We start from the raw sequence: 13,290 nt of genomic DNA on the forward strand, positions 1-13,290 counted from the left end.
CTGCTAAAGAACATAGCGTTTCGTAAAGTAATTAATCGCATAACGACATTCGTCTAATGCATGGTTGTTTTTATCCACTGGGTAGCCCGAATCATTCCGAACGTACATTCCTAATTCTTTGATGAAATGATAGTGACCATACTTGCCATCATGATCGTAAAGAAAAAAGCGTCCTTTTGAAAAGGCGCTTTGCGTTCGTTCAATCCCTACTTCAATTTTAGTGCCATTGCTGGTTACTTTGTCTTTTGAGTTGTTGTCTGCTTTTGTTGTGACGATTCCTAACACACGTAATTCCTCACTCAATGACTTACAGGCTGGATCGACAAAGAATTTTGAATGCTTAGGCAGCCATGACCACTCTTTATAACACCATTCTTTAAACTGCTTAATTTCCTTGGCATACTCGCTCATTGCTTTTGTTACCCCTGTATCAGTACCGCTATGATAGAAGTTGGCCATTCGATAGAGATAATACTTTCCGTCTTTCCATGTAACGAGATTTAAGGAACAGGTAGTTGCATCACTTTGTCCGCCGTCTGCACTAAAGAATGCTTCTACAGGCTTGCCGATGATTCCCTTCGACAGATGAGTATCTTCGTTAAACATTGAATAGATCACACCTTCAGGCATCACACGATCACCTAGCCAATCTCGTTTGTAAAGATACTCGGAGACTTTACATTCCGCTTCCCATTCTTTCAAAGCTTGTTTCGTTAAAATAGGATTATCTTGTGGTCGCCAATGACGAAACTTAAAAGACCCAGTTTCTATAAAGGGTTTAAGAGTTTCTAGGTTCGGATGATTTGGTGCTGGCGGATTCTGTTCAGCGAGATGATAACGAAAACTAGAAGCTTTAGTCCGACGAAAAGCCTCCTCTATGACCGCTTTGTTAAGCAGATTGAATTCCAAAAAAGTGACAGTTCCAAATGACATACCAGTGATAGCGCCGACAGCATTGACTTTTCCGCCGCCTTTATAATAGATCCGCTTTTCTCCCTCTGGTAGATTGATCCATAAATGATCTCCATGTTCATCGTGTCGAATTTCAGCACAGCTGGCAAAGATATGTTCCAGTCCGAACCCTTCACAATCCATAAACATTCTGTAAGCTTGTTCTTGGTTGTAAGCAAGTACAAGATGATTGGTGTCGGGATGTCCTGCATAGATCAGCGCCATCTTTTGTGCATCTGACATCGTTTTTCCCGAACGAATCGTTCCCTCGTTCAATTCCATCCGAATTCCCTTGAGCGATTGGAAAATATTCTCTTGTTGCTTAGTCGATAGTTTCAACCGGCTCATCTGCATCACTCTCCTCATCTTTCTTTATTGGGCCAATAAGCGATTGACCGATATCGATAAGGCCCTGTACTTTATTTTGCTCACCTTGTTTCAGAATAAGTTTAGAGACTTTATGTTCGAGAATATCCGCTTCAAAGGCTAGCTTCCGTTTCTGCTCTTCCATTAATACAACTTTTCCTCCTAATAGAGATAATTCATTTAGTTGTTTAATCGATTTTGTCAACTGGTTACTAATCCGAGTTAGCGAATCTTCAATTGAAAGAATATCATCAATTTTACGGTATACTTTTCTACTTACTTGGATATCTTGCATTGCTTCACGTTTGATTTCTAGCTTTTTGCCATCTTTTTCTATGGGAGTTTTTATTTTTCTTAGCTGTTGTAGTCGCTCAACTTCTTCCTCATTTAGCCCTTCTTCGGCTTTTTTGATTCTTTTCATCATTCGTAGCTGCCTAATCTTCAGTAACCGTATTTCTTCAGACAAAACAAAAGAAGGATCATCATCCAAACTTGAATAGATGTCCTTCTCATCATCACTTAACGTATCAAAGAATATTGTTTCATATTCGCCAGTTTTCAAAGCGTTCTTATTACCTGATGGCGGCGATGCTCTGCTATTCCCTTTATTCCCTATGGCATTCTGGTTACCGATAGGTGCGCCACCTTTATTTGCAGTACTACAATGATTATTTGAAGTACTACATTCATCTTTTTGCAGTACTTCATTCCATTTGTCACGTGATTTCCATGCTGAAATAGTTTTTTCTGGGACAGATAACTTTGCAGAAATTTCTCGGTTAGTTATTGTTCCATTAGACTTTTTAAACAATTCGAAAGCTTCATCACGTCTTGGATCACGCTTTCTTGCCATTCAATATACACCACCTCACAATCTGATTAGGTTGAGTTTTGTTTTTCTATTCTCCTTTTTTGGCTTTCTCCCATTCTAGTTTTAAATATATAGAAATAATCTTTTCAAACATTGTGATTTTACTATCGTATTCTCTCATATACCAATAGTATTTCGTACTTTTCCTTTTTAGTTCTTGAACTTCTCCAAAATAAAAGTTATGAGCAAACCAACCTTCGTCAGTTGGCACAATTTCTAAATTTCCAAACTCATCAGTTTCTACAGTGCAATATTCCATCATATGTTCTTCGTATCTTTTAATTTCATCTTGATATTTACTATATTCTTTTAAATTAAACTTATATTTTTTTATGCCAAATTCACTGTAATCATCTAGCATTGAGTCAATAAATTTGAATATATGGGCATTTTTATTCTTGTTGCTTGTCTTATTTAAAAGAATACTTTCATCAATTTTTTTAGAATCACTTTCCTCAAATGCTCCAAAATACAACTTTAATAGTTCTGCATCTTTACTAATTTCTAGATATCTATCTTCAAAATGAGTATTATTTTTTTTTATTTCTGCAAAGCCAGAAATAATGCTAGCTGAGAGCGACCTTACTTCATTTATCCATTCTATTCTTGCTTTTGCTTTTAAATTAGCATCTATTTGTTTTTGAGTCATTTCTTTTTGGAATTCTTGTTGCTGATGATTCAATTTCTTCTGAAATTCGTTTTGTTTTTTACTTTGCCTAAAACTAATGTAAACATTAGCACCAATACCCAAGATAGTTCCAACAAAAGGTATCCATAATTTTAACCATTCCATAAAAACACTCCCAATACACTTTACTTAAAGTATATCAAGAATTTTATGAAATTTGTTAATCATTATCAATATCCTTTAGCATCAAATCCGCTTCAATCAATATCTTTAAGTCGGAAACTTTATCTAACTTGATTTGTCCTGATTGGAGATTTTTTAACCATTTCCCCAAAGCGATACGAATGATCTTTTTATATTCTTGAATGGACTCTGCTTTCTCCATTGCCTTTTCAATCTCATAATCTAAATCAAAGTTTTTGTTTTCCATTGTGTAAGCACCCCGCATTTGTTAAAATGCTAAAAGACACAGAACTGACTAGAAAGCACGCGCGTGTGGTTTCTGTGTCTTCGGGGGCTTACGGTCCTTGTTGAAGTAGTCGGGTGTTAGCGCACTCGGCTTCTTTTTTATTCTTAAACTAAAATCGCTTCGTTCCCTGTTGCTCGTTCCCATCTTTCAATAATTACATCACAAAATAGAGGATCTAATTCGAGAGTATAACAAATACGTTCTAACTGATCGCAGGTCATTAATGTACTACCAGAGCCACCAAACAAATCTAAAACGATATCTTGTCTTTTAGAACTATTTTTTACTGGTATAGCAATAAGTGATAATGGCTTTTGCGTCGGATGATAATATGCATTCACATCATCTTTGGGAACTCTCCAAATGGTTGCTGGTAAATCTTCTAGTAAGTCGTCTTGCCAAACCGTTGTCTGTTTCCTATCTCCGTACCACGTAGGTGCATATCTGTCCTTATGTGCATAGAAAACTGGTTCATGTTGCCAACGATACTGACTCCAACCAAATGTTGCATTATTTTTAACCCAAATACACTGCGACCGAACTATAATTCCTGCGGCATTCATGCTATTTTCAAATTCTCGCTGATAAGAAGATCCATGAAAGACATAAATTGCCGAGTTGTCTTCCATTGCATTAGCATAGTTTTGGAATATAGATGTTAAAAATTGATCAAACTCTTCATCACTCATGTCATCATTCATAATTTTTTCTCGTCCAGATTCATTTAATTCTTTATTATCAGATTTCACCGCTACATTATATGGTGGGTCAGTGACAACTAAATTCGCCTTTTTACCTTGTAGCAATCTTTCGACGTCGCTCGCTTTCGTAGCATCGCCACATAATAAATAATGCTTACCCAGCTTCCATAGTTGACCATATTTAGTTCTAGGATCAGAATGATTTTCTATAAATTCATTCACTTCGAATCCATCTTCTATTACAGGCTTTTCGGTATCTTCTTTATACTCAAACGCAGTAAGTAATTCTTCTACTTCTTCCGATTCAAACCCTGTTAAAACAATGGTTTCATTTTCTAATTCTTTCAACAAAACAGAAAGCTTTTCATCATCCCAATGCCCAGTAATCTTATTGAGAGCCACATTAAGAGCTTTTTCCTTATCAAGTGGTAAATCAACGACAGATACGTCTATCTCTTCGTATAGGCCCAAATCTTTAGCCACAGCAACCCGTTGATGACCGCCTACGAGATTTCCTGTTCGTTTGTTAAAAATAGGTGGATCAACAAAGCCGAATTCCAAAATGGACTGTTTTAACTTCTCGTATTCGGCCATACCAGGTTCTAACTTAATTCTTGGATTATAATCAGCAGGCTTTAAGTCCTGTAACTTCATTACTTCAATTTGCATTTGTATCCCTCGAATTCTTGTTAATATTTTCTTCAATATGTGATTCATTAAAGTAGCCATATCCACAGTATCGAAGATTATATTTGTCAATTTCTTTCGGTGTCGCTTCTCTGGTCATTTCTACAATGGAGTATTTCTTTTTGATCTGAACTGACTGGACGACTCTAACTAGATCACCTTCATTCGGCTGTGGATACCTATTAGATAGTGATACGTACCAGTAGTTTCTCATCACGTGGCCTTCTCTCTATCTGAGATCAAATCATTGTAAAGAGCAGTAGCTCGTTCCTTTCCAACACGTAATCTACGTTGAATAGTTCCAATCGTAAATACTTGACCTTGACCAACTTCTTCAAAGCCCTTCTTTAATTGTTTCATTTCCTCAAAATCTTTATCAGTGTATTGTTTCATGAGTTCATTCCTCCTTAAGACAAAATAAAAAAGACCTCTCAACGAGCGATCTTATGTAACTACACAGAGAAGTGTGTTTGATTTTCTTATAAATGGGCAATAATGATTTCACTAGACATTAATGCTCGTTTTTTGTAAACTGTTTTTTACTATAGTCATTTGCCTATACTAGCGGAAACTAGTATAGGCTTTTTTGATATAATTTGATTATTGGCCTCTGACGCATCTTGGATTAGCGTGTAATCTTTCTCCAAATTATTTGCCTCGTTTTCATAATTCCCTCCTAAGATATTGGTAGCAAGACTCTGTAACATCCAAGTTTATCTCATACATTCTAAGTGACAGACTTGTGTAAACAGTCCTCCCTAGACAATACACTTTGATCAAATGTTGTAAAAAAATGTAGCTTGTATTGCTTACGAGTCTTTACCTTGTCCCTTCTAATCATTCATCTGATTTAACTTTTTCATGACTTTTTATCCTTTCGCTGTATAATAGAGTAAAAAAGAGAGGTAAGTAAAATGCCTTACTATGTGATCAAAAAGAAAAAGTTAAAAATATCGAATAATCGATTCGTCATTCACGAATGCACTTGCCATCGTATTAAACAAAAAGATGAAATCACTGCTATCGGGTATCATACAGAACATAATGATGCTCTTCTCTCTATTAGCTTAAAAAGACCCTCAGACGAATTTTTATTTTGTAGCTTTTGTTGCAAAACTCGAATTATAAGTAAATAGGCCCTACAATCTGCCAGATTTGATACCGGCAAATTTTTTTCTCAAAACAAAAAGCTATCCTTTATAGGACAGCTTCTCTAATATCTTTTAACTTAACTACAGCTACCTTATTGCTGTCGTCCACTAACTCGACGACTGCTGTTCTTTCTAAAATATTACGAATTTTGATTTTATAAAGTTCTTTTTCTCCGACTACTTTAGCCATGTAGATGCCATCTTTTTTCAATTCACTAGTTTCTAACATAAATCGTTTCACCTCTGAGAACATTTTCCATACAGGATAAACAATTTTTGATAATTAGTAAAGCATGTTCATATTGTAGATACAAACAAATCCAACAACCTTACACAAGCCTGACAACCGCTTCTCTTCCCTACCACAGCCTCAGTTGCTATTGTTATGGGTCAGATACTTATTACACTGACCAGTGTTAAATAAGTCCTCCCAAAGTCACTGGAGTGGGATTGCACTACACACAAGAACCTACTAGGTTCTCACGAGGTTATTCACATTGACCGTTGCGTCTCCTACTTCCGCCACAGCGACATAATAAGAATAGACAGCAACATATGAACTATCCGCAGGAGCTGAACCCCACATCCTTTAGTTTATTTGCTGCTGTCTATCGAAGCTTAATTACAACGATGAGGGAGATTTCCTCCCTTCAAATTGTTTTTGTCGAAGTCCTGTTTCCTAATCTTTCGACACTATCATAATAAATCATTTGCTAGGTAGTTGATCGGTACAAAAAAGGTATAAAAAGGAAAGCTTCTGGGTAGTAAATGGGTATAAAAAGTGTAAAAACTGGCTACTTAAAAGCAACCAGTTCTAATGAAGAAGCAAATTGAATGATGATTTTGTTCGATTCTGCTTTTACAGATTCCTCGCTCGTATTATTTCTTTGAGCAGTTACATAAATCGACATACCGTTGATATAACGATCATAGAATATCTTTTTCCGTCTTTCTGTTACATCAGGTTTATGCGGATGCTGAATTGCTGAATAGCCACGAATAAATAATTTGTGCAAGTACTCAAATTCTTGTTGTGCTTCCTCTTTCTCAATCATCATTCGTTCTGCTTCAAATGTATTATTTGCAGTAGAAGGTGGAACCAAGGAGTAAGATGCTGTTACTTTAGGCTCACGAGGTTGACCTACCCTACATCTAGCTGACAGATATGCTGAAAGGAAAACACCAACATTATGTTTTGTGCGATCCATATCCACATCTTTTGCCTCTGGTGTCTCATACTTCTTTACATCGAAAAGTACCATCCATTGATTCCTCCATTTATGATATAATAATTGTGTCAGAATTATTAATTAAGGTCGGAGGAATCCGGCTTTTTTTATACCCATGCTTATGCTAAGCTTTTCAAGTAGCGAGGTTGCACTCGTTACCCATATACATGTTGAGCTATCTGGCGGAAAACAGATGGCTCACTATTTCAATATTCTGCTAAGGACAGCCAGTGGTCGGCTGTCTTTTTTATATTTAATGAGAAGCCTTACTTATTTTTTTATCTTTATTACGAAAAATGATATTATCTATTGATAATAAAGCGTATAGGAGATGGTTGAGTGACTATGTGGAGCATGCTGTTATTTTGGATTCCCGTTTGTATTGGTGTTGTCGCGTTTTGTTACTTTGTCAAACACTCTAGAACAAATAAGCTCCTCATGTTATCTTTTTTACCTATAGTATTTTTTATTGTACAAATTGTTAAACATACCTATATTGAATCGCAAGAAATATTCATTTTTTATGTGGTAGGTTTATTTATCTCTGTGGTCTTTTTCATAATGATACTTTCCTATTTTTATAGAAAATAAATTTTTCTCTTAGAAGTACATTCTTTCGCTGTTTATATAGTCTTCATATCCACTAATCGAGCCACTGCAACATTCGCTTTGCTCTTCGCTAGTTCTTTGTCACAGTCCATCGTATTCTCAATACGAATAACTGCTGAATGATTATACACACGTTCTACATACCCTCTGATTGGATAAATGAACTCTTCCGCTGTACAACGAACCATATCGCCAACTTTAATTTCTGATTCCACTTGCTTAATAGGATTTTTAGTTGGTAGATCCATCATCAAGCCACCAATTCCATAAGCATCAGTGTAAAATTCGTCTTTTAGTTTCATTCTGTTTCCTCCTGTTCTTCATTACTGAAAAACGAATAATAATAGTCTAGAGAAAACATTTGAGAGATTCTAATAATTATCTTTTCATAAGCTTTCTCTCTGCATTCAGGACATAAATCTTTAACTAATAATGTTTGCGTATTTTCTTCGTGAAAATTTCCGTACTCGTCTCTAAATCCTATTTCTCTAACAGCACAATTAACAGATAAAAAGCTTTTTGACTCACCTTCACGAATAATTTCTTTTTACAAACATCACATGTAATTTCGACTGTATATGTTTTTTTAGTTGCCATCATGATTCCTTCTCATCATAGAAAATCATCCTATCCAAGGCCTACACTGTTCATATAACAGAATTTGTCACATGCCATGTACCTTGTCTCTTGCTTATAAATAATTAAACAACATGAATATTTATATTGCTTTTTTAATTTTTATCTATATACTTACTTTGTTCTTATCAAATCTAAAGGTGTGATAATATTGAAAAAGAAATCATCTACTATTCTATTTTTTATAACCATAATTATTGGCCTCTCTTACTCGTTCCTTCCTTATACAGGTTTGGGCAATAACGTTCTATCTTTACTCGGAACTGTTTGGAATTTATTGTTAGCTGCTTTAGCGGGTTATTTCTTATTGAAGACTGAGTTTTTATCTCAGTTTAAACACTTCAGTTTCAAAGTTTTACTTTGGGGAATACCATTAATTATGATTTCTGGCATATTATTTTCCTCGCTTTATTCTTCTTTATTCGGTAAACCTACAACTAATTCCATTGGTGAAACCATCTCATTGGCAATGATATTTTTACAAATACCTTTTATGCTCTTGGGAGAAGAATTATTAAGTACAAATATTCTTTTAGCTCTTCAAACAAGAGGATTATCTTTTTTCTGGTCAACAATTATTTGTAGCCTCCTATTTGCTATATGGCATATCCCTGCATATGGTTTTCATCCCCTACAATTATTAATAACTTTGATGCCTGCAAGACTTGCTCTAAATTATATTTGGAAGAAATCTGATAGTATATGGGTTAGTTGGATTTGCCATTTCGTGTATGATTCTCTTGGTTTTATAGCTTTCTTTATAAAATAAGATTTACAGTCCATTTGGACTGTTTTTTGTCGCTAGTTATTAATCTTTGTGAATTATTGATTAGTGATTATAGATTCCTAAAATTACATCTCTACTTGATTTTGGTTTGAGTTTCAATCTTATTATTCGTCTCTAAATCTCTAACGTGTTAGCTTTAATTTGTGGGGGATTTAGGGGGTGGCTCATTTGTTTATAACTGCAAAAGTTATCTTTTGGGTGATAGTTATTCTTTTCGTCCTAGTTATTTGTAGATTTGCAAAATGTAATGCTCAATGTTACACAATGTTTCTTTTTGCATGTCCGATTTTTTATTTTATAATTAAAATATTTAACTATGGACTTGATCAATCGTTATCTGTTTTTATTAGATATTTGATTGGCCTATTTCTCGCAGTTGTTACTTTTATCGCATATCTAATCTATCGCTTTAAAAAGTAACAACTAAACCAGTCTATATGGCTGGTTTCTTACGTCTACTCCTCTAATAGATCACTATTCTCCCAAATATTCCCGATTACCTCTTCTTCACCCGTCCAAGAATAGCCATTATTTAGTCCTGAAAGATACCATGCTGGCATACCACCGATAAACGTCCCGCCATACTCCTCTAACCAAATGACTTCATGAGGACAACCGCTAGTACATTTGATAATATCGCCTTGATAAACGTCTACACCGTTCTTATCTTTCAGTCCTGTGGATTGCATGAGTATGGTATCGACTTCAAAGCTGTACCAATCACCTCTACCGTTTTCTATGGATAAATAGCCTATATTATCGCTAAAATCTATTAATTCAACTTCATGCATTGACTTGTTTTTCTTATCCCATGCCCGAAACTTCAGTATCATCTGCTGTCTTCCTCCATATTCTGAAAAATAATAATAGCTTTCTCTGCATCTTTTGTAGCTTAAGTGTACAGGTAACTTCTTAAGCGACGTATGGCTTTGCTAATCATTACTCTTTTCATTATCCTTTTCCCAATCACTCATTTGCTGGCCTCTACCCCAAACCGCAACTTGGCAAGTCCGATGATCAGTAGGTATTGTTTGTCGTACTCGTTGTCTCCGTGAGTCTCTTTCAGTTTGTGTAAACTCATATAGATTGGCATCATCCAAAGAATCTCACTACGGTTTTTAACCTCAGTATCGTCGGAGACCCATTCACTTTATCTCATTTATTTCACAATGAATGTATAGAATTATAAAACACACTACTATTCATCAATTATGTGTTAAACTTATATAAAGGAGTGAAATTTATGCTAAAAACACAAGTTGATATTGTATCAATAATGAAAACTGTCTCATTACAAGTAGCAGATTCTTTTGACAGTGCTTCAATTATTGCAGAATTCGATACACCCAATGAACTAATTGAGTATTCAGAAAAAAATTTTGATTTAACATCAAAAAAATTTATAGAAGAGTTTGAAAAAAAATTTCAAGAAACTTATGTTGCTGAAGTAATTAAACAATTAAAAGAGCAAAGTGTGAGTTTTAATTAGCCTCTACTCAGAAAGGGGCTTTTCTATCTCAGCAAAATACGGTAAATTTTCCTTTTACGACTTCCTTTACAATAATTGCTAATCTCTAACAGATGAGAATGGCAGCGAGATTATCTATCCCTTGGCTTACTTTTCAAGAAACTCTTGTAAATTAACGACGTGCCGATAAACTAAAAACCATTCCTATAGTCACAATGAGCATAATTAGTTTTTTCATTTGCTGTCCTCCAGATCACTAAGACTTTACAAACACCCCATCAACCATTTGCCCAGTACGTCCTTTAATTTCGTTCTAAGCCTATACTAAGCACTCCTCAGCAGTCAACCCATGCTGCATAGCTGAAATGATAAGAGTAACAAGCGTGTCTCCGATACCATCTTTTACGGCTTCTAAATTGCCACGAGCCATGCCAGCGCCGACCTCTCCAAGTTCCTCAATTACTTTCAACATCTGCTTCTCTGGTTGAGCCTGATCCAATCCTTTATTTTTAGCCCATTTCTCAATATTCATTGTTAGTTCGTTCATTTTTCTTCCTCCATGTATTTAAATTGACGACCCTTAGAATCAATATCCATATGCTTCGCTCTGCTCCATATGATATTTTTTGACAGCCCAGTAATTTCTGTTAACTGTTCAGCTGTGCCTGTAATTAGAATTCTGTCGCCATGCCAAATTGCAATTTTCCTCGGTGTTTTTCTTCTAAGCTTCTCAGTCCATATCTTTTTACCAAGCTTTTGTACTTCTACGATGATTTTTTCATCTTCTTGCCAAGATTCCGCACTGGTTAATTCAGCAATTTGTTTCATTGCTGCTTTCTTATCCATCCTGACAGTCTCCTTTCAATAATTTGAGTACTTGATCAAGTGCACTCTCACGTCCGCCGTGAAATGTATTTAACCATTTGTCTTCATACGAAGCGCTTTGCCTCATCGCTTCTTTGTGCATTAGCTCCACTTGAGCTTTCAACTCATTAATTTCCATGACAGTACCCTTGTCTTTCGAGTTCTCTTAAATGTGCTTTTAATCCTTTGATACATTCCCAAAAAAGCAATTTCATATAAGCTGTTTCCCTTAGTTTTGTACGATCAATGTAAAAAGCATAATAATGACGTAATTTCGCCCAACATCTACGATCATTTTTGATCTGTTCGAGATTAACTGCTGCCAGTTGATCATGTACGATTCCTAAAATGTCATACTCCTCATCTTTTTTGTACTTAGCGATTTCTTTAATTAATCCTAAGTAGTCAAAATTAATATCCAAATCTTCTCCCCCTTACGCTTCATCCCATCGAGGCTTATTTGATCGTTCTAGCGCTTTTTTCTTTTGATAGGCTTCTTGGTCGATTGCCCATTCAGGAAGTGTCTCTCGTCTTCCTGTGCGCTTGTAGCTACTATTCATCTTCTTAGGCTCACTTTTTTCTTTCCTTGCCCAGCTTCGAATAGTGGCCAAGTAATTTTTATAAGTTTTACCAGCTGATTCACAATACTCGGATAACCGTTCAATCCTTTCTTGATAATCATTAGGGAATTCTGTTTTGAGTTTCTCCATTTGGTCATCTGACAAGAGAACATTTTTATATTCCCCGTATTTATGACGGATGGGCTTAGCCTTCGATTTTTTCGAAGGCGGTAACTCTCTTATATATTCTTTTGTATTATTAAATGTATTATTAATAGATGTATTATTATCTTGATAGATTTCTTGGTGACCCCCCACCAAATTTTCTTGGTGACCCCCACCAAGAATTCTTATATACCTAGCCTCGATTTCTTTACTACCCTCTTTGTACTTAACTTCTCGGTAGATATAGCCTTTTTCTTCAAGTGACTTTAGCCAATTCTGAATTGTTGGCTTACTTACTTTGTATTGATTGGCAAAGTATTCATTACTAGCCCAGCAATAACCTTTTTCATTACACAAAGCTGTGATTTCTCCATAAAGAAGTTTTGCACTAGGTATCAATGAATCGTCATATCTAACATTTGCAGGTATGATAGCGTAATATCCTCTGTGATCCACTTTTTATCCTCCAATATTTAACTTTTTGATCGTTTCTTGATTTAACTTAATCCCTTTGATTTGGTACTTATTTTTAAAATTAGTTACACCGATTTGATGTTTTTCTGTGTGGTGTATTCTGCAAAGTCCTGCGTAAGTGTATTCTGAATGATCAATTTTTTTACGTTTTCGTCTACCCAATGCTTTATCGAAGTGATCAATGTCAGCTCCTGTTCTTCCACAAATACAACAGACTCTTTTCGTAATACACTTGTAGAAGTAGTATTCTTGATTCGCTGGTAAGATTTCATAGCCTTCTTTGAATGGAATATGATGTTCAAAAATAAAATCTATAATGATGTTCGCTAAGATATTCGCATCGCTCACGGTTGTACTAGAATCATCTTTCAGGCTTATTTTGCGCCCTGTGACACCTTCAAAACGGAAATAGAAGAATTCCTTCCAGAAGTCCGTTGGTGTGCCCGTATCGATGAATATATCCCCTATGAGCGCATAGATGAAATTTCTTTGTTGGATCGTGAAGCGACGTGGATCAATAAAGCGAATTTCAATGATCCGATCACCTTCATAGCCTTCGTACATCGTTTTAAGTCGTTCAATGTTTACTTCTTCGTTGATTGTTGCGGCAATGTCTTTTCTATTGAACTTTCTAAGAACTGCTGAATAGGAATCGATTAATGAATTAAACACTT

19 protein-coding genes and 1 pseudogene are annotated in these 13,290 nt (G+C 35.5%); 3 read left to right on the forward strand and 17 right to left on the reverse strand.

Features of this window, described 5'->3' with window-relative positions:
* Positions 1-3 precede the first annotated feature (3 nt).
* The 9 genes from IGJ95_RS11380 to IGJ95_RS11420 all read right to left on the reverse strand — a co-directional run bounded on the left by IGJ95_RS11380 (position 4) and on the right by IGJ95_RS11420 (position 7,086).
* Positions 4-1,299: a PBSX family phage terminase large subunit gene (locus tag IGJ95_RS11380; protein WP_438761895.1), complete on the reverse strand. Its 1,296-nt coding sequence runs from the start codon at positions 1,297-1,299 to the stop codon at positions 4-6.
* Positions 1,274-2,170: a phage terminase small subunit gene (gene terS / locus IGJ95_RS11385; RefSeq protein WP_195514168.1), complete on the reverse strand. Its 897-nt coding sequence runs from the start codon at positions 2,168-2,170 to the stop codon at positions 1,274-1,276. Before terS ends, IGJ95_RS11380 begins: the two co-directional genes overlap by 26 nt.
* 46 nt (positions 2,171-2,216) lie before the next feature.
* Positions 2,217-2,981 (reverse strand): hypothetical protein, encoded by a 765-nt coding sequence (locus IGJ95_RS11390; RefSeq protein ID WP_438761897.1) that lies wholly within the window; start codon positions 2,979-2,981, stop codon positions 2,217-2,219.
* A gap of 55 nt (positions 2,982-3,036) precedes the next feature.
* Positions 3,037-3,246: a hypothetical protein gene (locus IGJ95_RS11395; protein WP_438745314.1), complete on the reverse strand. Its 210-nt coding sequence runs from the start codon at positions 3,244-3,246 to the stop codon at positions 3,037-3,039.
* A gap of 143 nt (positions 3,247-3,389) precedes the next feature.
* Positions 3,390-4,655: a site-specific DNA-methyltransferase gene (locus IGJ95_RS11400; protein WP_438761899.1), complete on the reverse strand. Its 1,266-nt coding sequence runs from the start codon at positions 4,653-4,655 to the stop codon at positions 3,390-3,392.
* Positions 4,645-4,887, reverse strand: a complete 243-nt coding sequence (locus IGJ95_RS11405; protein WP_071866030.1) for a hypothetical protein — start codon at positions 4,885-4,887, stop codon at positions 4,645-4,647. The genes IGJ95_RS11400 and IGJ95_RS11405 overlap by 11 nt, the downstream gene beginning before the upstream one ends.
* Positions 4,887-5,066, reverse strand: coding sequence for a hypothetical protein (locus IGJ95_RS11410; protein WP_071866029.1), 180 nt, complete (start codon positions 5,064-5,066; stop codon positions 4,887-4,889). The genes IGJ95_RS11405 and IGJ95_RS11410 overlap by 1 nt, the downstream gene beginning before the upstream one ends.
* 804 nt (positions 5,067-5,870) lie before the next feature.
* Positions 5,871-6,053 (reverse strand): hypothetical protein, encoded by a 183-nt coding sequence (locus IGJ95_RS11415; RefSeq protein WP_023520218.1) that lies wholly within the window; start codon positions 6,051-6,053, stop codon positions 5,871-5,873.
* A gap of 565 nt (positions 6,054-6,618) precedes the next feature.
* Positions 6,619-7,086, reverse strand: coding sequence for an ArpU family phage packaging/lysis transcriptional regulator (locus tag IGJ95_RS11420; protein ID WP_071866027.1), 468 nt, complete (start codon positions 7,084-7,086; stop codon positions 6,619-6,621).
* A 306-nt stretch (positions 7,087-7,392) separates the two neighbouring features.
* Between IGJ95_RS11420 and IGJ95_RS11425 the strand changes: the two genes are divergently transcribed.
* Positions 7,393-7,644, forward strand: coding sequence for a hypothetical protein (locus tag IGJ95_RS11425; protein ID WP_081367400.1), 252 nt, complete (start codon positions 7,393-7,395; stop codon positions 7,642-7,644).
* 32 nt (positions 7,645-7,676) lie between these two features.
* On the opposite strand, the gene IGJ95_RS11430 is transcribed toward IGJ95_RS11425, so the two are convergent.
* A complete protein-coding gene (locus IGJ95_RS11430; protein ID WP_438761901.1) occupies positions 7,677-7,964 on the reverse strand; it encodes a hypothetical protein in 288 nt (95 codons plus the stop codon).
* A gap of 485 nt (positions 7,965-8,449) precedes the next feature.
* Here IGJ95_RS11430 and IGJ95_RS11435 point away from each other — a divergent pair, with 485 nt between their 5' ends.
* Complete coding sequence (locus IGJ95_RS11435; protein ID WP_438761903.1) at positions 8,450-9,067, forward strand: CPBP family intramembrane glutamic endopeptidase; 618 nt, start codon at positions 8,450-8,452, stop codon at positions 9,065-9,067.
* 473 nt (positions 9,068-9,540) lie between these two features.
* Here the strand turns inward: IGJ95_RS11435 and IGJ95_RS11440 are convergent, their stop codons facing one another.
* The gene (locus IGJ95_RS11440; protein WP_438761905.1) at positions 9,541-9,918 is read right to left on the reverse strand and encodes a YopX family protein; all 378 of its coding nucleotides are present in this window, start codon (positions 9,916-9,918) and stop codon (positions 9,541-9,543) included.
* A 410-nt stretch (positions 9,919-10,328) separates the two neighbouring features.
* On the opposite strand from IGJ95_RS11440, the gene IGJ95_RS11445 reads away from it, so the two are divergent.
* Complete coding sequence (locus IGJ95_RS11445) at positions 10,329-10,574, forward strand: toxin-antitoxin system, toxin component (RefSeq protein WP_071866024.1); 246 nt, start codon at positions 10,329-10,331, stop codon at positions 10,572-10,574.
* A gap of 301 nt (positions 10,575-10,875) precedes the next feature.
* Here the strand turns inward: IGJ95_RS11445 and IGJ95_RS11450 are convergent.
* The 6 genes and pseudogenes from IGJ95_RS11450 to IGJ95_RS11475 form a co-directional block, all read right to left on the reverse strand.
* A pseudogene (locus IGJ95_RS11450) lies at positions 10,876-11,100 on the reverse strand (MazG-like family protein); the annotation flags it as partial.
* Positions 11,097-11,399 (reverse strand): hypothetical protein, encoded by a 303-nt coding sequence (locus IGJ95_RS11455; protein ID WP_438761907.1) that lies wholly within the window; start codon positions 11,397-11,399, stop codon positions 11,097-11,099. The gene IGJ95_RS11455 and the pseudogene IGJ95_RS11450, both read right to left, overlap by 4 nt.
* Positions 11,392-11,556 carry a hypothetical protein gene (locus tag IGJ95_RS11460; RefSeq protein WP_010733960.1) on the reverse strand — a complete coding sequence of 55 codons (165 nt, stop codon included), beginning with the start codon at positions 11,554-11,556 and terminating at the stop codon, positions 11,392-11,394. The genes IGJ95_RS11455 and IGJ95_RS11460 overlap by 8 nt, the downstream gene beginning before the upstream one ends.
* Positions 11,546-11,839 carry a hypothetical protein gene (locus IGJ95_RS11465; protein ID WP_229078077.1) on the reverse strand — a complete coding sequence of 98 codons (294 nt, stop codon included), beginning with the start codon at positions 11,837-11,839 and terminating at the stop codon, positions 11,546-11,548. The genes IGJ95_RS11460 and IGJ95_RS11465 overlap by 11 nt, the downstream gene beginning before the upstream one ends.
* A gap of 12 nt (positions 11,840-11,851) precedes the next feature.
* Complete coding sequence (locus IGJ95_RS11470) at positions 11,852-12,598, reverse strand: helix-turn-helix domain-containing protein (protein ID WP_438761909.1); 747 nt, start codon at positions 12,596-12,598, stop codon at positions 11,852-11,854.
* A 3-nt stretch (positions 12,599-12,601) separates the two neighbouring features.
* Positions 12,602-13,288 (reverse strand): putative HNHc nuclease, encoded by a 687-nt coding sequence (locus IGJ95_RS11475; RefSeq protein ID WP_438761911.1) that lies wholly within the window; start codon positions 13,286-13,288, stop codon positions 12,602-12,604.
* Positions 13,289-13,290: the final 2 nt, after the last annotated feature.

The organism is Enterococcus sp. AZ156 (assembly GCF_051714165.1).
GTDB lineage: Bacteria > Bacillota > Bacilli > Lactobacillales > Enterococcaceae > Enterococcus_B > Enterococcus_B pernyi.